The organism is Teichococcus aerofrigidensis (assembly GCF_054073225.1).
Genome location: NZ_JBSXMU010000012.1, coordinates 16297 through 36073, shown reverse-complemented (window position 1 = coordinate 36073; position 19777 = coordinate 16297). Strand labels below are relative to the sequence as shown.

General features: G+C 69.8%; 14 protein-coding genes. 5 read left to right on the top strand and 9 right to left on the bottom strand.

The features are described 5' to 3' along the window. Positions 1 to 42: 42 nt before the first annotated feature. Positions 43 to 1323, top strand: a complete 1281-nt coding sequence (locus ACVMLK_RS04980; protein ID WP_457485790.1) for an Hsp70 family protein — start codon at positions 43 to 45, stop codon at positions 1321 to 1323. Here ACVMLK_RS04980 and ACVMLK_RS04975 read toward each other — a convergent pair. Next, positions 1320 to 2657: a hypothetical protein gene (locus ACVMLK_RS04975; protein ID WP_457485789.1), complete on the bottom strand. Its 1338-nt coding sequence runs from the start codon at positions 2655 to 2657 to the stop codon at positions 1320 to 1322. The genes ACVMLK_RS04980 and ACVMLK_RS04975 overlap by 4 nt on opposite strands. 153 nt (positions 2658 to 2810) lie before the next feature. On the opposite strand from ACVMLK_RS04975, the gene ACVMLK_RS04970 reads away from it, so the two are divergent. Then, positions 2811 to 4112 carry a hemolysin family protein gene (locus ACVMLK_RS04970; RefSeq protein WP_457485788.1) on the top strand — a complete coding sequence of 434 codons (1302 nt, stop codon included), beginning with the start codon at positions 2811 to 2813 and terminating at the stop codon, positions 4110 to 4112. A 150-nt stretch (positions 4113 to 4262) separates the two neighbouring features. Here the strand turns inward: ACVMLK_RS04970 and ACVMLK_RS04965 are convergent, their stop codons facing one another. The 4 genes from ACVMLK_RS04965 to tkt form a co-directional block, all read right to left on the bottom strand. Continuing rightward, on the bottom strand, positions 4263 to 5696 hold the full coding sequence (locus tag ACVMLK_RS04965) for an NAD-dependent succinate-semialdehyde dehydrogenase (protein WP_422923992.1): 1434 nt from the start codon (positions 5694 to 5696) through the stop codon (positions 4263 to 4265). Positions 5697 to 5823: 127 nt separating this feature from the next. After that, positions 5824 to 7020 (bottom strand): phosphoglycerate kinase, encoded by a 1197-nt coding sequence (locus tag ACVMLK_RS04960; RefSeq protein ID WP_422923994.1) that lies wholly within the window; start codon positions 7018 to 7020, stop codon positions 5824 to 5826. 14 nt (positions 7021 to 7034) lie between these two features. Continuing rightward, positions 7035 to 8054 carry a type I glyceraldehyde-3-phosphate dehydrogenase gene (gap, locus tag ACVMLK_RS04955; protein WP_457485787.1) on the bottom strand — a complete coding sequence of 340 codons (1020 nt, stop codon included), beginning with the start codon at positions 8052 to 8054 and terminating at the stop codon, positions 7035 to 7037. A 47-nt stretch (positions 8055 to 8101) separates the two neighbouring features. After that, positions 8102 to 10165: a transketolase gene (tkt, locus tag ACVMLK_RS04950; RefSeq protein ID WP_457485786.1), complete on the bottom strand. Its 2064-nt coding sequence runs from the start codon at positions 10163 to 10165 to the stop codon at positions 8102 to 8104. Positions 10166 to 10379: 214 nt separating this feature from the next. On the opposite strand from tkt, the gene ACVMLK_RS04945 reads away from it, so the two are divergent. Then, positions 10380 to 13037, top strand: a complete 2658-nt coding sequence (locus ACVMLK_RS04945; protein WP_457485785.1) for a bifunctional acetate--CoA ligase family protein/GNAT family N-acetyltransferase — start codon at positions 10380 to 10382, stop codon at positions 13035 to 13037. Here the strand turns inward: ACVMLK_RS04945 and ACVMLK_RS04940 are convergent. From ACVMLK_RS04940 to otnI, 3 genes are all read right to left on the bottom strand, one after another. Continuing rightward, the gene (locus ACVMLK_RS04940) at positions 13034 to 13909 is read right to left on the bottom strand and encodes a helix-turn-helix domain-containing protein (protein WP_198367803.1); all 876 of its coding nucleotides are present in this window, start codon (positions 13907 to 13909) and stop codon (positions 13034 to 13036) included. The genes ACVMLK_RS04945 and ACVMLK_RS04940 overlap by 4 nt on opposite strands. Positions 13910 to 14097: 188 nt before the next feature. Beyond that, complete coding sequence (locus ACVMLK_RS04935) at positions 14098 to 14979, bottom strand: 2-hydroxy-3-oxopropionate reductase (RefSeq protein ID WP_198367804.1); 882 nt, start codon at positions 14977 to 14979, stop codon at positions 14098 to 14100. A gap of 53 nt (positions 14980 to 15032) precedes the next feature. After that, the gene (gene otnI / locus ACVMLK_RS04930; protein WP_198367805.1) at positions 15033 to 15815 is read right to left on the bottom strand and encodes a 2-oxo-tetronate isomerase; all 783 of its coding nucleotides are present in this window, start codon (positions 15813 to 15815) and stop codon (positions 15033 to 15035) included. Positions 15816 to 15965: 150 nt separating this feature from the next. Between otnI and ACVMLK_RS04925 the strand changes: the two genes are divergently transcribed. Further along, positions 15966 to 17042: an AI-2E family transporter gene (locus ACVMLK_RS04925; RefSeq protein ID WP_457485784.1), complete on the top strand. Its 1077-nt coding sequence runs from the start codon at positions 15966 to 15968 to the stop codon at positions 17040 to 17042. Positions 17043 to 17198: 156 nt separating this feature from the next. Next, positions 17199 to 17942 carry a tellurite resistance TerB family protein gene (locus tag ACVMLK_RS04920; RefSeq protein ID WP_457485798.1) on the top strand — a complete coding sequence of 248 codons (744 nt, stop codon included), beginning with the start codon at positions 17199 to 17201 and terminating at the stop codon, positions 17940 to 17942. A gap of 17 nt (positions 17943 to 17959) precedes the next feature. Here the strand turns inward: ACVMLK_RS04920 and ACVMLK_RS04915 are convergent, their stop codons facing one another. Beyond that, the gene (locus ACVMLK_RS04915) at positions 17960 to 19744 is read right to left on the bottom strand and encodes a gamma-glutamyltransferase family protein (RefSeq protein WP_457485783.1); all 1785 of its coding nucleotides are present in this window, start codon (positions 19742 to 19744) and stop codon (positions 17960 to 17962) included. Positions 19745 to 19777 lie beyond the last annotated feature (33 nt).

Genomic DNA, 19777 nt, shown 5'->3' with positions numbered 1-19777 from the left:
TCTGCTCTAACGCCCGGCCCTTCACGGCACAGGGCGCCCGCCATGACCGACATCATCGGCATCGACTTCGGCACGACCAATAGCGTCATCGCCCTGCACCGGCCGGATGGATCGGTCGAGAGCCTCCGCTTCGCCATGGGATCCCGCGAGGCCGAGACCTTCCGCTCGCTGATCTGCTTCTGGATGGAGGAGAGCGGCGCCGGCCGTGGCCGGCTCGAGCATGCCGCCGGGCCGGCGGCCATCGAGGCCTATCTGGATGACCCCCTCGGCTGCCGCCTCATCATGTCCATGAAGAGCTATCTGGCCAGCCGCAACTTCACCGAGACCAGGGTCTTCGGGCAGGCCCTGACGCTGGAGGCGCTGATTTCGCTCTTCCTGCGCGCGTTGCTCGCCAGCCTTCCCGCCGGCCGCGATCTGCTCCGGGCGAGGGTGATCGCCGGGCGTCCGGTCCACTTCGTGGGCGAGACGGCGGATGACGCCCTGGCGGAGCGGCGCCTTCGGTCCGCGTTTCAGGCGGCGGGATGGAGCCAGGTGGACCTGGCCCTGGAGCCGGAAGCGGCGGGCTATCGCTTCGCCGCGGGGCTGGATGAGCCTGCCAATGTCCTGATTGGCGATTTTGGTGGCGGCACCAGCGACTTCTCCATCCTCCGCTTCGAGCCGGGGGAGCGGCGGCGGGTGACCGCGCTCGGCCATGCGGGGCTTGGAATCGCCGGCGATGCGCTGGACTATCGCATCATCGACAATGTCGTGTCGCCCCGCCTGGGCAAGGGCGACCATTACCGCATCCTGGGCACCGCCCTGCCGGTGCCACCCAGTTTCTTCAGCAGCTTCGCGCACTGGCACCGGCTCTCGCTGATGCGGGCTCCCAAGACCATGCGGGAGATTGCCGAGGTGGCCCGCAACGCCGATCATCCGGAGCGGCTGATGCATCTGCTGCGGCTGGTGGAGGACGAGGCCGGCTATGCCCTCTACCGTGCGGTATCGGAGGTGAAGGCCAGCCTCTCGACGCAGGACAGCGCCGTGCTGCGCTTCCGGCACGAGGACTTCGAACTGGACGAAACCGTCCGGCAGGCGGACTTCGAAGCGTGGATCGCGCCCGAGCTGCGGCGGATCGGCGCGACGGTCAGCGAGGCGCTGGAGCGGGCCGGAGTGCGGGAGGACGCCATCGACCGTGTCTTTCTGACCGGCGGCTCCTCGCTCGTCCCCGCCATTCGCCGCATTTTCGAAGCGCGGTTCGGCGCCGACCGAATCGCCCATGGCGGGGAGTTCGTCTCCGTGGCCGAGGGACTGGCGCTGATCGGTGCCGAGAACGGAGCGATCTAGCGGCGCGTAGCCGGATCATCGCGCCAGGGCGCTCGCGCCAGGCAGACCGTCGGGCGCCCTGCCGCCGCCAGGCCGCCGAGGATCGCAAGCGCCACCAATGCCTCCTCCGGCCGCCAGCCGGATGGAGCGACGATCAGCCCCAGCGGCAGCGACAGCCCCGCCACCCAGGCCCAGCCCTGAAGGAGGACAGCGGAGGCCTCGCCCAGCAGTTGCCTCCGCTGCTCCGGCGTGAAAGCGGGATCCGACACATCAGACAGCGCATCGCCATGACGCCGCCAGAGTGTCGCCAGACGCCGCGCCTCACGCCGCAGGGTCGTCCGGCATGGCTGCGGCCGTTGGCAATCCTGCGTCAGAAGCAGGGCCCGCCAGCCCTGCCGGAACAGCAGCGGGCGTAGCGCCGCTTCATCATCGGACGCGGCCGCGCCAGCGGCCATGTCGAGCGCGTCGCGCCGGACCAGGGAGAGGCCTTCGAGCCAGGGAAGGGCGCCGGCGGCCTCCAGTTCCTGGAGCCGCGGAAGATCCGGATGACGCCTCTCGACGGTGTGCAGCACTCCGCAATCAGGCTCCGCCAGCCTAGCCACGGCCTGTGGCCACCATTCGGCCCCGCCGGCGGCTCCGGGTCGGATCAATCCGATCCATTCGGCGTCGGGATGGGTCTCCGCGCGGGCGAAGGCGCGGCTCTGTGCCGCATCGACCGGCCCCAGATGGAAGAACCGGCAATGCCTTAACCGCGCGCAGTGCTCCGCCACGGGCTCCCAGGCCGCCGGGCTGCCACTGGAATCGACCACCAGCACCTCGCAGGACGAGGAGGGAAGGGTGGCCAGCCAGTTCAGCGTGGAACGGACCTCCGGGCCGGAAGCATCCCGGATCAGCAGGTGAAAGGAGATACGGGGAAGCCTCGCGCCCCTGGGGATGGGGGAGGGCACCGGCACGGATGAAACGGGCCGATCCGGCGCGAGACGGGCCCGCAGCACGGTGGCCAGCGGCACAACCATCGGGGCGTACAGCAACAGGAGCAGCGATCCCAGCGCACCCGCTCCCGCCTGCAGCACCGCGAATCCCAGGACGGCGGCCAGTCCCTGGAGCGACACGAGCAGGGCAAGGCCACGGCGGCCCGCCGGCAGCGGCGCGACCCAGCGTGGAAGCAGGATCGCCATCGTGGCGACCGCGGCCGCCGCCCAGCCCGCCGACACCCCCGACCAGGCCAGCGCCTGGAGCAGCGTCGCACCGCGCAGCATCCAGGCGCCCCGGCCACGGCGGGTGCTCCGGTCGGCGGGCACGGCGGCGGTGAGAGACCCCGAAGGGACCATCGGCAGGACAAGGCTGATCTTCATGGCGGAACCGGTCCAGGCGCATGCTTCTCAGCTCTTATCCCCTCCGGTTGCGGCGAAGGCGGGTTCAGTTGATGGCCGGAATAGGGCCGGCGCCGCGTGACCCGCCTGTCCCCAGCAGGTAAACCCCTGTGCCGAGACGAAGGATGGCCTGCCATGGAAGCCGCGCTAGAAATACTCGTGATTCTGCTGCTGGTGCTGCTGAACGGCATCTTCGCCATGAGCGAGCTGGCGATCGTTTCCGCCCGTCGGGTCCGGCTGCTCGGCATGCAGCGGGGAGGAAAGGCGGGGGCGACCGCGGCCCTCGCGCTGGCCGAGGACCCCCAGCGCTTCCTGCCGACGGTGCAGGTGGGCATCACCCTGGTGGGTGTCCTGGCCGGCGCCTTCGCGGGTCAGGGCCTGGCCCAGCGCTTCGCCGGCGTCCTCGCCCTGGTCCCGGGGCTGGAGGCCTATGCCGCGCAGATCGCCCTGGGCGTCGTGGTGCTCGGCATCACCTACCTGTCCCTGATTCTCGGCGAACTGGTTCCCAAGCAACTGGCCCTGCGCAATCCGGAGGCCGTCGCGACACTGGTCGCCCCGCCCATGCTGCTGCTGTCACGCATCGCCGCGCCGATGGTCTGGCTGCTGTCCCGATCCTCCGCGCTGGTGCTGGGCCTGCTGGGCGCCTCCCGGCCGGTGTCCTCGACGATCACCGAGGAGGAGGTCAAGGCCGCCGTGGCCGAGGGCGCGGAGGCGGGAGCGCTGGAGACCGAGGAACGCCACATGATCGAGCGCGTTCTCCGTCTCGCCGACAAGCCGGTGCGCGCCCTGATGACGCCCAGGACGGAAGTGGACTGGATCGACCGCACGGCGACGGCGGAGGAGATGGCTGCCCGCCTGCGCTCCAGCTCGGTGACGCGGTTGGTGGTGGCCGACGGCCGGATCGACAATGTCGTCGGCGTGGTGGCGGCCAAGGACCTGCTGGACCAGCTGCTCTCCGGCCAGCCGCTTTCGACCGCCGAGGCGCTGCGCCATCCCATGATCCTGCCGGACAATCTTTCCGCCCTGGACGCCCTGGCCCGCCTGCGGAGCGACCGTCTCGGCATCGCCCTGGTGATGGACGAGTATGGCAGCTTCGAAGGCGTGGTGACGGCTTCCGATCTCCTGGAGGCCATCGTCGGCGAACTGGGCGTCGAGGCCGTGCCGACGACCGGCGGCGCCGTCGAGCGGCATGATGGCAGCCTGCTGCTGGACGGAATGATGCCCAGCGACGAGCTGCGCGCACGCCTCGACCTGCCGGAGCTGCCGTCCGAGGGCAGCTATCACACCGTGGCGGGGCTGATGCTCTCCCTGCTGCAGAGAGTCCCGCGCGAGGGGGACCGCATCGTCTGGTCCGGCTGGCGGTTCGAAATCATCGATATGGATGGGCGCCGGATCGACAAGGTCCTGGCGCAGCGGGAGCAGGCGACCGGCTCCTAAAGCAGATCCCGATCCGGTGGAATCACCGGATCGGGTGAAGATGCTGGCAAAAACAAACAGCTTGAGCGTTTTCCGTGAGCCAGTGCGAACGGAAAATGCCCGAGGAAGGAGCCTAGCGGCGCTGCGCCGGGCGCCCGTTCACCAGGGTGCTTAGAGCCCCGCCTGCGAGACGAACTTGGTGATCAGATAGGCCTCGATCGCCTCCGAGCCGCCCTCGGAGCCATAGCCGCTATCCTTGATGCCGCCGAAGGGCACCTCGGGAAGCGCCAGGCCAAGGTGGTTGATGGTCATCATGCCGCTCTCCACCTCGGCGGCGATGGCGTTCGCCGTCTTCGCGGAGCGGGTGAAGGCATAGGCCGCCAGACCGTAGGGGAGGCGATTGGCTTCCTCCACCACTTCGTCGAAGTCCTTGAACGGGACCATCAGCGCCAGCGGGCCGAACGGCTCCTCGTTCATCGCCCGCATCTCGCGCGTCAGGCCGGTGACCACGGTGGGTTCGTAGAAATAGCCCTTGTTGCCAATCCGGTTGCCACCGGTGCGGACCTCGGCGCCCTTCTGACGGGCATCGGCCACCAGAGCATCGATCGAGGGAATGCGCCGGTCATTGGCCAGCGGGCCCATGGTCACGCCGTCCTCAAGGCCGTTGCCGACCTTCACCGCCTTGGCGTGGGCGACGAACTTGTCGACGAACTGATCGAAGACCTTCTCCTGCACCAGGAAGCGCGTCGGAGAGACACAGACCTGGCCGGCATTGCGGAACTTGCTGCCGGCGAGCGTCTTGCTGGCGAGATCGACATCGGCGTCGTCGAAGACGATGGCCGGCGCGTGGCCGCCCAGCTCCATCGTCGCGCGCTTCATGTGCTTCCCCGCCATCTCGGCCAGGTGCTTGCCCACCGGTGTGGAGCCGGTGAAGGTCACCTTGCGGATGGTCGGATGGGGGATGAGGTAGGAGGAGATCTCGGCGGGCACGCCATAGACCAGTCCGACCACGCCCTTCGGCAGGCCCGCATCCAGGAAGCAGCGGATCAGCTCGGCGGGCGAGGCTGGGGTCTCTTCCGGCGCCTTGATGATGATCGAGCATCCGGTGGCCAGCGCCGCGGACAGCTTGCGCACCACCTGATTGATCGGGAAGTTCCAGGGCGTGAAGGCCGCGACCGGACCCACCGGCTCCTTGATGACCAACTGGTACACGCCCTGCGCCCGTGCCGGAATGACGCGGCCATAGGCGCGGCGCGCCTCCTCGGCGAACCAGTCGATGGTGTCCGCGCCGGCCAGGACCTCCATCCGGGCTTCCGGCAGCGGCTTGCCCTGCTCCATGGTCATCAGCCGGGCGATGTCGTCGGCGCGGCTGCGAAGCAGATCGGCGGCCTTGCGCATCAGCTTGGAGCGATCGAAGGCGGAGACGCGTCGCCAGGTGGCAAAGCCGCGCTCGGCCGCGGCCAGCGCCTCGTCCAGATCGGTCTCCGTCGCATGCGGCACCGTGCCGATCTGCTCCTCGGTCGCGGGGTTCAGCACCGGAATGGTGCGGCCGCCCGTCGCCGGGCGCCACTGGCCGTCGATATGAAGCAGGACGTCATGATTCATCGAAGCGTCTCCTCGGAGTCTAACCTGGCCCGAATGTGGCGCCATGCCGTGACCTGTGCCACCCCGGCGCCGCAGCTTTTTGCCCGGCACAACGAAGAAGGGCCCCTCCAGGGAGGGGCCCGTTCCATCATGCGGCCTCGAGTACCGCAACGCCTGGCAGGGTCTTGCCCTCCAGCCACTCGAGGAACGCGCCTCCGGCCGAGGAGACGTAGGTCATCCTCTCGGCCACGCCGGCGTGGCGCAGCGCTGACACCGTGTCCCCGCCGCCGCCGATGGTCTTGAGCCCGGCGGAGGTCGTCAGTGCGGCCGCCGCCTGCGCCACCTGCACGGTCGCCGTATCGAAGGGCGGGATCTCGAAGGCGCCGAAGGGGCCGTTCCAGACCAGGGTCGAGGCGCGCTTCAGCCGTGCCTCGACGGAAGCGACCGTGTCCGGCCCGACATCCAGCGCCATCATCCCCGCCGGCACCGCGTCGACCGATACGGTACGATGCGGCGCGTTGGCGGCGAAGGCCTCCGCCACCACCAGGTCGACAGGGAGCAGCACCTCGCATCCGGCCGCCTTGGCCTCGTCGAGGATGCGGAGCGCCGTCTCGTGCATCTCCGCCTCCTGCAGGGACTTGCCCATGGGCTTGCCCTGCGCGGCCAAAAAGGTGTTCGCCATGGCGCCACCGATCACCAGCACATCCACCTTCCTCGACAGGTTGCCGAGCAGGTCGAGCTTGGTGGAAACCTTGGCGCCGCCGACAATGGCCATCACCGGCCGCGCCGGAGTGCCTAGCGCCGCATCCAGCGCCTCCAGCTCCGCCTGCATCAGGCGGCCGGCGTAGGAGGGCAGCCTGTGCGCGACGCCCTCGGTGCTGGCATGAGCGCGATGCGCGGCGGAGAAGGCGTCGTTGACGAAGACATCCGCCAGCTTCGCCAGGGCCTCGGCCATGGCCGGGTCGTTCTTCTCCTCCCCGGCATGGAAGCGCGTGTTCTCGAGGACGAGAACCTCGCCATCGCCGAGCGCCGCGACGGCCTTCTCGGCGTCGGCGCCGATGCAGTCGTCGGCGAAGGCGACCGGCTTGCCGAGGGCCTCGGACAGCGCCTCGGCCATCGGCTTCAGCGACATCTCCGGCACCCGCTTTCCCTTCGGGCGGTCGAAGTGGCTGCAGACGATGACCCGGGCACCCTTCTCCGCCAGCTCGCGGATGGTGGGCACCAGGCGCTCGATGCGCGTGCGGTCGGTGATCTTGCCGTCGCGCACCGGCAGGTTCAGGTCGGCACGCAGCAGGACCCGCTTCCCGGCGGCATCCAGCTGGTCGAGGGTGCGGAAGCGGGCCATGCCGTGCCGATCCCTCAGAGGCTGCCGAGGAGGGCGGCGGTGTCCGACATGCGGTTGGAGAAGCCCCACTCGTTGTCGTACCAGGACATCACGCGGACCAGCCCGCCATCGACCACCTGCGTCTGCGTCGCGTCGAAGGTCGAGGAATGCGGGTTGTGGTTGAAGTCGATGGAGACCAGCGGCGCCGTGTTGTAGCCGAGGATGCCCTTCATCTCGCCCTCGGCGGCGGCCTTCATCACCTCGTTGACGGCCTCCTTCGTCAGCCCTTCGGTCTTGGCCGGGACGAAGTCCAGGGAGACGAGGGAGACGTTCGGGGTCGGGATGCGGATGGCGGTGCCGTCCAGCTTGCCCTTCAGCTCGGGCAGCACCAGGCCGACGGCCTTGGCCGCGCCGGTCGAGGTCGGAATGGCGGAAACCGCCGCGGCACGGGCGCGGTGCAGATCCTTGTGCAGCGTGTCCACGGTGCGCTGGTCGCCGGTATAGGCGTGGATGGTGACCATGTAGCCGCGCAGGATGCCGAACTTTTCATGCAGCACCTTGGCCACCGGAGCCAGGCAGTTGGTGGTGCAGGAGGCGTTGGAGACGATGACGTGATCCTTGGTCAGCGTCTTGTGGTTCACGCCATAGACGATGGTGGCATCGACACCGTCGCCGGGGGCGGAGATCAGCACCTTGCGGGCGCCGGCCTGCAGCAGCTGCGCCGCCGAATCCCGCTTGGTGAAGAGGCCCGTGCATTCCAGCGCCACGTCGACGCCCTGGTACGGCACCTTGGTCGGATCGCGTTCCGCGCTGACCTTGATGGGGCCGTAGACGCGGCCGTTGTGCTTGATGGTGATGGCGTTGCCCTCGACGCCGACCTCGCCGGGGAACACGCCGTGCACGCTGTCGTAGCGGAAGAGGTGGGCATTGGCCTCGACACTGCCGAGGTCATTGATGGCGACAACCTCGACATCGCTGCGACCGCTTTCCACGATGGCGCGCAGCACCAGCCGCCCGATGCGTCCGAAGCCGTTGATCGCGACCTTAACAGCCATGGTGTGTTTCCCTCGTCTCTGTGAAAAGTGGTCTTGAACGTTGCGTTTCAGGCCAGCTTGCGCCGGACTGCCGATACCACCGCCTCGACCGTGATGCCGAAGTGGCGGAAGAGATCGTCCGCGGGTGCCGAGGCGCCGAACCCCGTCATGCCCACAAAGGTTGCGTCCGCGCCCAGCCAGCGCTGCCAGCCGAAGTCCAGCGCGGCCTCGACGCCGATCCGGGGCGCCTCGCCAAGCACGGCGCCACGGTAGCCCTCATCCTGCAACGCGAAAAGCTCCCAGCAGGGCAAGGAGACCACCGCGGTCGGCACCCCCTCGGCCTGCAGCGTCTCGCGCGCGGCCATCGCCAGATGCACCTCGGACCCCGTCGCCACCAGCGTGGCGCGGCGCGGCCCCTCGGCCTCGGCCAGCACATATCCGCCGCGGGCGCAGCGGTTCTCGCCCGCCTCGCCGCGCAGGGCGGGAAGGTTCTGCCGCGACAGCGCCAGCACCGAGGGTCCGTCCGTGCGCTGGATGGCCAGGTCCCAGCACTCCGCCGTCTCCATCGCATCGGCGGGGCGGAAGACGCAGAGGTTCGGGATCGCCCGCAGAGAAGCCAGGGTCTCCACCGGCTGGTGCGTCGGCCCGTCCTCTCCCAGGCCGATGCTGTCATGCGTCAGCACGTGGATGACGCGGGTGCGCATCAGGGCGGCGAGGCGCAACGCGGGCCGCAGGTAATCGGCGAAGACCAGGAAGGTTCCGCCATAGGGGATGATCCCGCCATGCAGCGCCATGCCGTTCATGGCCGCGGCCATGCCGTGCTCGCGGATGCCCCAATGGATGTAGCGGCCGCCCAGATTGTCCGGCGACAGGACCGGCACACCCTTGACGTTGGTGTTGTTGGAGCCGGTGAGATCGGCCGAGCCGCCGATCATCTCCGGAATGGCCGGCACCAGCACCTCCAGGGTCTTCTGGCTCGACACGCGGGTGGCCGCCTTCGGCTTCTCCTCGGCGATGCGCTGGCGGAAGGCCGCGCTGGCCTCGTGCCAGCCTTCCGGCAGCCGGCCGGCCATGGCCCGCTCGAACTCGGCCTTCTGCTGATGGTTGGCCAGCCGCTTCAGCCAGGACCGGCGGGTGCCGGCGGAGCGCCGCCCCGCGGCTTCCCAGGCGGACTTGATATCGGCCGGGATCTCGAAGGGCGGGCTGCTCCAGCCCAGGGCCTCCTTGGCGGCGGCGGCCTCCGCGCTGCCGAGGGCGGCGCCATGACTGCCCGCCGTGCCCGCCTTGGTGGGGGCGGAGAAGCCGATGATGGTGCGGCAGGCGATGATGGTGGGCTTGCGGCTGCGCGTCGCGGCCTCGAGCGCCTTCTCGACGGCAGCGGCGTCGTGTCCATCGACGCGCCGCACCGCCCAGCCATAGGCCTGGAAGCGCTTCAGCACATCCTCCGAGGAGGCCATGCGGACATCGCCGTCGATGCAGATGCCGTTATCGTCCCAGAGCACCGTCAGCTTGGAGAGCCTGAAGTGGCCGGCGATGGCGGCGGCCTCGTGGCTGATGCCCTCCATCAGGCATCCATCGCCCGCGATCACCCAGGTCCGGTGGTCCACGAGGCTGCGGCCGAACCGGACGGCGAGGTGCCGCTCCGCCAGCGCCATGCCCACCGCATTGGCCAGGCCCTGGCCCAGCGGCCCGGTGGTGGTCTCGATGGCGGGGTGCTCGCCATATTCCGGATGGCCGGCGGCCACGGAATGCAGCTGGCGGAACCGCTTCAGATCCTCGATGCCCATGCCGGCATGGCCGGACAGGTGCAGCCAGGCATAGAGCAGCATGGAGCCATGCCCGGCGGACAGCACGAAGCGGTCCCGGTCCGGCCAGGTCGGATCGGCGGCGTCATACTTCAGGAACTTGCTGAACAGGACCGTCGCCGCGTCCGCCATGCCCAGAGGCATGCCGGGATGGCCGGACTTGGCCTGTTCCACGGCATCGATCGCCAGCACCCGGATGGCGTCCGCCATGCGCCGCGTCTCGGTGCACGGCAGTGCCAGGATGCGGTCCTGCGCCGCCAGAGCGGGGTTGCCGGAGGGATCGGGGAGGGGAGCGATACTGGCCAAGGTGGAGAACCTCTCTGGCATCGGACGGCTATAAGGCTGAGATTACGGCGCGGCAACCCGCTGGCACCGCCCCGTCCCAGCTCCGCCAGTCCGGCTGATTCGTCGGGGTTGCGGCTGCCCATAGCCCGGCGAGGCCCACCCGGCCAGCCTTCCTCTCGCATGCCTGCCGCCGGCGCGCGGAACTTCCCGAGCCGGGCGTTGCGAGCCGGCGGCGAAGTTGCCACCTTCCTCCACCATGAAGCTGCCTTTTCCCGTGACGCGCCATAAGCCGGGCTTCCGCGAGACCGCTCTCTTCAGGCCGGCCTGCGTGGTGCTGGTCGCGGACCCCGCCTTGCCGGAGGCCGCCATCCTGGCCGCCAATCTGGCCGCTGGAGGCTTCGAGGGGCGCATCCACGCCATCGGCATCGAGGCGCCGGGCCTGCTCGCGGCGCCGGACATCGAATCCCTGCCCGAGGTTCCCGACCTGGCCGTGATCTGCCTCCCCCCCGAGGCGCAGCGGGAGGCCATGGCGAGCCTGGCCCGGCTGGGCTGCTTCGCCGCCGTCATTCCGGTCGCCTCGCCCGACCTCGCCGAACTCTGCGAGGCGACGGGCATGCGGGCGCTGGGCGGCCATAGCTTCGGCCTCTGTCTCCCCTCGATCGGGCTGAACGCCAGCCTGTCCCACCTGCCGCCCCGTCCCGGACGCCTGGCGCTGCTCTGCCAGTCCTCGGCCATGGCGCGCGCCATCATCGACTGGGCGGACGGGGAGGAGCTGGGTTTCTCCCATATCGTCGGCATCGGCACGAACCAGGGCCTCGGCTTCGCGCTCTCGCTCGACTGGCTGGCCCGGGACCCGGAGGCCGGCGCGGTGCTGCTGGATCTCCGCCGCATCAAGAACCGCAGGATGTTCATCTCCGCCGCGCGCGCCACGGCGCGGACCCGGCCCGTCGTCGCCATCCGGCCCGGCGGCCGGCAGTCCGATGCGAGCGGGACGGCGGATGCCGTCATGGAGGCGGCGCTGCGCCGCGCCGGCGTCCTGCGCGTCTCCGGGCTGGAGGACCTGCTGTCCGCGGCGGAGACGCTGGCGCGCCTTCGCTCGGTCGTGCGGCGCGGCAAGGATGCGCTGCCCGGCAACCGCATCGCCATCGTGGCCAATGGCCAGGGACCGGCGCAGCTGGCCGCGGACGACGCCCTCCGGGGCGGAGCCCGGCTCGCCGAATGGACGGAGAGCGATGCCGCCGCCCTTCGCCTGGCGCTGCCCAGCGCCAGTTCCGGCAATCCCCTGTTGCTGCCCCCGGAGGACAGTCACCGCCTCGGCGAGGCAGCGAGCCTGGTGGCGGCGCTGCAGGGCGTGGACTCGGTGGTCGCCATCCACGCCCCGGCACCCCTGCAGGATGGCGAGATCACCGCCGGACTGCTGGCGGCCGCCTGCAAGGCGACGCGGGGCGCGCCGATCCTGGTGTCCTGGCTCGGCCGGGCCGGTGCCGATGTGGCCCAGCAGCGCCTCGGGCAGCAGGGTATCGCCGTCTTTCCGACGCCCGAGGCCGCGATCCGCGGCGCCCTGCATCTTGCGACGGACCGCCGCAACCGCGCCGCGGCCGCCGAGCTGCCACCGCGCGAGGTCCTCGAGGTGGTGCCGGACCGCCAGGCCGCACGGTCGATGATCGAGCGGATGCGAAGCGACGGCCGGCTGGACTTCAACGAGGCCCAGGCGCTGAGCCTACTGAGCGCCTATGGCATTCCGGTCATCCCTGGAAAGGCGGTGGCCAGCGTCGAGGAGGCCATCGAGGCGGCCATGCGCATGGGCTTTCCCGTGGTGCTGAAGGCGCTCTCCCCGGATCTGCCGCGCAAGACCGAGGTGGGCGGCGTGGTCCTTGGCATCAAGGACGTGTCGAGCCTCCGGCAGGCCGCGGCCGGCATGCTGCGGAACATCCGCGCGCAGCGGCCCGATGCGCGGCTGGATGGCTTCCTGGTGCAGCGCCAGGCCATGAGCGGGCGCCGGCGCAGCCACGAGTTGCGGATCCGGCTGGGCGATGACGCCATGTTCGGCCCCTTCATCGGCTACGGCCGTGGCGGCACCGCCTCGGATTTCGAGCCTGACGTGGCCTTCGATCTGCCGCCGCTCAATCGGACCCTGGCGCTGGCGCAGATCCGGCGCACCCGGAGCGTCCGCCTGCTGGAAGGCTTCCGCGACCATGCCTCCGTCGATCTGGCGGCGGTGGCCGATACGCTGGTGCGGGTCTCCCAGATGGCCATCGATTTCCCGGAGATCGAGGGACTGATCATCAACCCCCTGCTGGCCGGGGATGAGGGCATCCTGGCGCTGGACGCCTCAGGGCGGCTGCGCGCACCGGGCGTGGTCTCGCAACTGGCCGTGCCACCCTATCCGGCCGAGCTGTCACGCCCCTGGACCGCGCGGGACGGGCGTCAGGTGGTCATCCGGCCGATCCGCCCGGAGGACGCGGCCGCCCATGCGGAAGCCTTCCGCAACCTCGCCCCCGAGGATGTCCGCTGGCGCTTCTTCAGCCAGTTGAAGGAGCTGCCCGCCGCGCAGATCGCCCGCATGACGCAGATCGACTACGATCGTGAAATGGCCTTCGTGGCGGTGGAAACGCCTGAGGGCGGCGTTCCGCGTACGGTCGGCGTCGCGCGCCTGATCCGCGAGCCCGGTCTGCGCCAGGGCGAGTTCGCGGTTGTCACCCTGCCGGCCTGGAAAGGGCAGGGACTTGGCCGGCAGTTGATGGAACGGCTGATGGAATGGGCGCGCGACCATGCCCTGGAACGCATCGTCGGGCAGGTGCTGGTGGACAATCAGCCGATGCTCGGCTTCGTGCGCGCCCTCGGCTTCACCCTGCGCCGATCCGCGGAGGATGAGGAGGTCATGGATGCGATCCTTGACCTCCGCCCGTCCTAGCGCGGGCCGCTTTCCCGGATCAGGTCCCGCACGCGGCTGGCCGCCGCGGGCCCCTTCAGCGCGTTGCGCCAGGCAGACTCGGCAACCCGCTGATGCACCGAGACCGCTTCATCCGCCGCCGTGATGGTGCCGACACCGATCGCCGCGCTGGAGGTCACATCCGCGGCGAAGGGGCTGGTGCAGACATGCGCCCGGTCGCGGCCCCGCAGGACCATGAAGCCACCCGCGGGTTCCATGGACAGCAGGCCGAGCTGCAGGCCGATCGGCACGCTTTCCATCAGGGAGGCAATGCTCTCCACCTCGGTCCGCGCGGCGAGGCGGCAGCGGGTCCGCGTGCGTTCCGACACGGCCATCCCCGCCGCGACGCCCTCGGCGAGGAAGCGCCTGATCGCCCCTTCGGACAACATGGAGATGATATTCGCGCGGCGCGACTGGTGCAGCTTCTTGCGCGCGGCGAGCAGGCCCATGGCCTGATCCGCGGCGGCCCTGGCCGCCACCCGCTCGGAGGAGCCGTCGGCGGCTTCCGCCCAGGCCTCGGCGAGGGCGCCATCGAAGGCTTCCGTCGTCGTCTGATAGCAGAAGGCGCCGCCGACCTGCAGGATCTGGTCGGACTGCTCCTCCACCTGGCGCAGCCGCTCCTGGAAGGCGATCGGTCGGGAGAAATATTCGACGCCGATGCCCAGCAGGGAGAGCGGCGAGATCTTCAGCAGCTCCGCCAACCGGCGGATGGTGTCGAGCTTGATGACCTCGCCTTTTTCATAGCGATAGAGCGCGGCGCGTGACACGCCGAGCCGCGCCGCGATTTCCTCCGCGCGTAGGCCTGATTCCAGGCGGTAGGCCCGCAACTGCTGGCCGATATCGGCGAATCGCATGGCACCTCTTGTCGATATCAACCGTGACGAATCTTTCGCAGAGCGAGAATCTCGCCCGGCGGCTTTGTTTCCGAAAATGCGTGGAGACGCGCCACAAGGCAATCAAAGAATTGCCAGAATTGGTCCAGACTCTCATCCCGAGAGCGAGAGCGGTTAAAATTCCTCTCCCGCACCGCGCCCGGACCGTCTTAGTCGTTGACCTTGTGCTGGGCGAGCCGTTCCAGCGCCTGCACCAGCCCTGAATGATCCCAGTCCTCGCCGCCGGCCGCCGCGCAGGCGGAGAAAAGTTGCTGGGTGGAGGCCGTGTTCGGCAGCGCGACGCCCAGCGCCCGCGCCGATTGCAGGGCCAGGTTCAGATCCTTCTGATGCAGGCGGATGCGGAAGCCCGGATCGAAGCTGCGCGTGATCATCCGTTCACCGTGCAGTTCCAGGATGCGGGATGTGGCGAGGCCGCCCATCAACGCCTGCCGGACCTTCGCCGGATCCGCGCCCGCCTTGCTGGCGAAGACCAGGGCCTCGGCCACGGCCTCGATGGTCAGCGCCACAACAATCTGGTTGGCGACCTTGCAGGTCTGCCCGGCGCCGTTCTCCGTACCCACCAGGGTGATGTTCTTTCCCATCGCCTGGAACAGCGGCAAGGCCTTGTCGAAGGCCTGCTGCGGACCGCCCACCATGATGGTGAGCGAGGCCTGCCGGGCCCCCACCTCGCCACCGGAAACCGGCGCGTCGAGATACTCGCAGCCGGCGGCGTTGATCTTGCGGGCGAAGGTCTTGGTGTCGGTCGGGCTGATCGAACTCATGTCGATCACCAGCTTGCCGGCGGAGAGTCCCTCGGCCACGCCATCCTGCCCGAACAGCACCGCCTCGACATCCGGCGTGTCCGGCACCATCAGGATGATCGCCTCGGCCTCGCGGGCCACCGCAGCCGGGCTCGGCACGACCGTCGCGGCCTCCCGGATCTCAGCGGCAAGGCTCTTGCGATCGGGAACGACGAGGTCGTGGCCAGCCTGCTTCAGGTGCAGCGCCATGGGCCGCCCCATGATGCCGAGGCCGATGAAACCGATTTTCATGATGGGAACTCCTCCGCGTTACGATTGGGATGTCCGTGGCGGCGCCCGGCGCGTCAGCGCGGGCGGTAGGGCGCGAACCAGGACAGTCCTTCCAGGGTGTCGCCCCGGGGCCGGTATTCGCAGCCGATCCAGCCGCGATAGCCGAGCGCGTCGATGCGCTCAAAGACGTAGGGCCAGTTGACCTCGCCGGTGCCCGGCTCGTTCCGCCCGGGCACGTCGGCCACCTGCATATGCGCGATGAGCGGAAGGTGCTTCTCCACGCGCCTGACGATGTCGCCCTCGGTAATCTGGCAATGATAGAGATCGAACTGCAGGCCGATGCGATCCGGCCCCAGGCTGCCGATGATCGCGGCGGCCTGATTAGTGTCGCGCAGGAAGAAGCCTGGAATATCCCTCTGGTTGATGGGCTCGATCACGGGCTTCACCCCCGCCTTGGCGCATTCCTCCGCCGCCCAGTGCAGGTTCACGGCATAGCTGGCCGCCATGGCTTCCCGGGATACGCCCTCCGGCACGAGGCCGGCCATGACGTGCAGGCGGGGGCAGGACAGCGCCGCGGCATAGTCCAGGGCCTTCCGGATCGCGTCGCGGAATTCCGCTTCCCGGCCGGGAATGGCGGCCATCCCGCGCTCACCGCCCTGCCAATCGCCCGGCGGCGCGTTGAAGAGCACCTGGCGGAGGCCATTGTCCTGAAGCCTGCGCGCGATCTCGGCGGCCGGAAAATCATAGGGAAAGAGAAACTCGACCGCCTCGAAGCCGCCCCGACGCGCCGCTTCGAACCGTTCGAGGAACGGCAGCTCCTGGAACATCATGGAGAGGTTGGCGGCGAAGCGTGGCATGCGGCGGGACCTCGGCTGGTCACCCGCCCGGGCGGGTGCGTTCCTCAGGCGGGCCACGCTAGTCGGCCTGTCGCCGAGTGCAAGCCCCCGGACCCCCATGCGTTCAGGAGGGCGCTGGCAGAACCGCTGCAGGTCGGGCAGATTTCCCGCATGTCCCTTTCATCCTCGCCGGACCAGCACGGCCTCAAGCCCGCCCGCCTGCTCGGGTTGGCGGCACTCCTGACTCTGCTCGGGGGGTGCCTGATGGTCCTGAGGCCATTCGTCTCGGCCCTGCTCTGGGCGGCGATCCTGGCCTTCTGCACCTGGCCCGCCTATCGGACCCTGCGGGACAGGCTGCATCTGCGGCCCTCGCTGGCCGCCCTGGTCATGGTGACGATCGAGATGCTGCTCCTGGGCCTGCCGATCCTTTTCGCCGCGCCGATCCGCGCCGAGGACGTGGAGAGCCTTCGTCAGGCGATCGACGGCTTCATCGCCAGCGGCCTGCCCAGCCTGGGCGGCAAGCTGGCGCAGATCCCGATCGTCGGCGAGTTCCTGGGACGGCAGTGGGACTCCCTGCAACTCGACTTCACCCCGCTCACCAATCTGCTCCAGCCCTATGCCGGCGTCATCGCGCAGCAGGCACTCGGCCTCCTGCTGGCGGTGCTGTCGGGCCTCGCGGAGCTGGTCCTGGCGATCCTGCTCTCCTTCTTCTTCTACCGGGACGGCCCGCGCATGGCCGCCGGGCTGGAGGCGGTGATCGTCCGCATGGCCGGCGCCCAGGCGCGACGCCTGGTGCAGCTCACCGCCAATGTCACGCTCGGCGTGGTCTACGGGCTGCTGGGCACGGCGGTGGCGCAGGGCGTGCTCACCGGCTTCGGGCTCTGGATTTCCGGCGTGCCGCAGCCGGTGCTGCTCGGCGTGGTGGCGGGGCTCATCTCCATCCTGCCGATCGGCGCGCCGGTCGTCTGGTTGCCGGCCGCGCTGTGGCTGTTCAGCCAGGGCTCGACCGGCTGGGGCCTCTTCCTGCTGATCTACGGCGCGGGTGGCATCAGCAGCGTGGACAATGTCATCCGACCCTGGCTGATCAGCCGCGGCGCCGACCTGCCGCTGCTTCTCACCATCCTCGGTGCACTGGGGGGCATCTTCGCCTTCGGCTTCCTCGGGTTGTTCCTCGGGCCGGTGCTGCTCGCGGTGGGCTTCACCCTTCTGCGCGACTGGGCGGAGGAGGAGCCGCAGACGCTGCGTTGACGCGCCTGTGTCTTGTCTCTCCGAGGCGGCGTACCGAACTGTCGCTTCATGATCGATCCGAAAATCCTTCTCGAGCAATTCCTGGGCGCCGGCCGATCCGGCGGACAGGCGAACCCCTCGAACCCTCGGGCCGGCGGCAGCGATTTCGGCAGTCTGATCGACGCCGCGCGTGCCGCCCTGGGTGGCGGCGGACCGCAGGCTCCGCAAGGACAGTCGGCCCCGGGACAGGCCTTCCCCGGACAGGGTGGCCCGCCCCCCGCGCGAGGCGGCTCGGGCTTTCCGGGCGCGGGTTTTGGCGGTGGTGGCCTCGGAGGCGCCGCCATGGGCGGGCTGCTCGGCATGCTCCTGGGCCGGGGCCGACGGGGTCGCTCCGGCGGCCTGTTGGCCACGCTGGGCCCGATGGTGCTCGGTGCCCTGGCCAGCCGTGCCTTTCAGGCCTGGCAGCAGGGCCGGGCGGCGCAATCCTCCACGCCCCTGGCGCCACAGCAACTGGCTGAGGTGGATCCCCGCTTCCTGCCCTCCGCGGCCCCCGCCACCGATGGCCAGCCTTTCGAGTTCGCGGTCATCCGCGCCATGGTCGCAGCCGCCAAGGCGGATGGGCATCTGGACGAGCAGGAGCGCGCGCAGATCCTGGGCCAGATGTCGGAAGGCGGCATGGATGTCGAGGCCCAGCAGTTCCTCGCCGAGCTGATGGCATCCGACCTGAGCCCAGCCACCGTCGCAAAGGCGGCCGGCAGCGAGGAGCAGGCATCACAGCTCTACGTGGCCTCGCGCATCGTCGTCGATGCCGAATCGCCCCAGGAGCGCGCTTATCTGGACGCGTTAGCGGTGGCCTTGAGGCTTCCCCCGGACTTGGCCGCGCATCTCGATCATCAGGTGACGGTCACGCTGCAAGGCTAGCCACGCGGCGCCGTGGGTCATCGGCCCACGGCGTAGCCCTGCATGCCACGAGGGTTCGCCCCCGCGAAGATCTGTCCGTCCGGCTCGCGCCGCACGGCGGACAGCCGTCCTTCCGACCATTCCCCGCCCATCTCGGCCAGATGGCCCCGCGCCTTCAGATCCTCCAGCACCGCGGCATCGAAGCGCCCTTCCAGCACCACCTTCCCGGGGCGGGCGACGCGCGGCCAGAAGCTTGACGGCCAGTGCTCGGTATGGAACGAGGGGGCGTCGATTGCCTGCTGGATCGTGAGGCCGTGGTCGATCATGCGGGTGAGCATGATGGGCTGCCATTGATCCTGCTGCTCGCCGCCCGGTGTGCCGAAGGCCATCCAGGGCCGCCCGTCGCGCAGGGCCATGCCGGGTGAGAGCGTGGTCCGGGGCCGCTTGCCCGGCCTCAATCCGTTCGGCAGGCTTTCGTCGAGCCAGAACATCTGCCCCCGCGTTCCCAGGCAGCAGCCGAGCTCCGGGATAGCGGGAGACGATTGCAGCCAGCCGCCGGAGGGCGTGGCGGACACCATATTGCCCCAGCGATCGATGACATCGACATGGCAGGTGTCCGCGCCGCTGACGCCGAGGCGCGACACCGTGGGCTCGCCGACGCCGGCAACCTCGGAGAGCTTCTGCGCGCGCCGGGCCGCGTCATGGTCCACCCAGGCCCAGTGCCCCGGGATGCCGCCCGGCCGGAGCTCCAGGGAGGCCTGCCGGCCGATCAGGCCGCGGCGGCGCTGGCTGTACGGTTCCGACAGGAGCTCCGCCATCGGCACGTCCGTGAAGTCGGGGTCGCCGTAGTAGGCTTCCCGATCGGCGAAGCCGAGCTTCATGGCCTCGACAACCGTATGGACATACTCCACCCCCAGGGGGTCCATTCCCGCCAGGTCGAAGCCCGCCAGGATGGCCAGGGTCTGCAGCATGGCGGGACCCTGGCTCCAGGGGCCGCATTTGAGCACGGTGACGCCGCGATAGTCATAGGCCAGCGGCGCTTCCACCGGCGCACGCCAGCGTGCCATGTCCTGGCCGGTGAGAAGCCCGACATGGCGGCGGCCGGAGGCGTCCAGCACCTCCGTCCGGCGGCAGAAGGCGTCGATGGCCTCGGCGACGAAGCCCTGGTACCAGGCGCGTCGCGCCGCCTCGATCTGCGCGACGCGGTCGCCGCCGGCGGCTTCCGCCTCCCGCACCACGCGCCGGTACGTCTCGGCCAGCGTGGGGTTGCGCCAGAGCTGGCCGGCGCGCGGCCCGCCGTCCCGTAGCCACAGGGCGGCGGAGGTTGGCCATTCCTGCTCGAACAGGGGCCGCACGCTCTCGACCGTCGCGGCGATGCGGGGCACGTAATGGATGCCGCGCTCGGCGTAGCCGATGGCGAATTCCAGCACGTCGCCCAGCTTCCAGCTGCCCCAACTCTGCAGCATGGTCGCCCAGGCATCGAAGGCGCCGGGAACCATGGCGGGCAGAAGGCCGGTTCCGGGGATCAGGTCGAGTCCCAGCTCGCCCTTCACCCTGGCGACGCTGAGGGCCTCCGGCGCCGGCCCCTGGCCGCAGATCACGGATTGCCGCCCCGATGCCGCGTCATGGACGATGATCGGACAGTCTCCGAGGGGGCCGTTCAGATGCGGCTCGGCGATCTGAAGGGTGAAGCCCGCCGCCGCCGCGGCGTCGAAGGCATTGCCGCCGCGTTCCAGAACCGCCATCGCCACCTGGCTGGCGATCCAGTGCGTGCTGCCGACAGCGCCGAACGTGGCGGCGATCTCCGGGCGGGTTGTGAACATTCTGCTGCTCCTGCGGCGAGGCGGGCTTGGGTG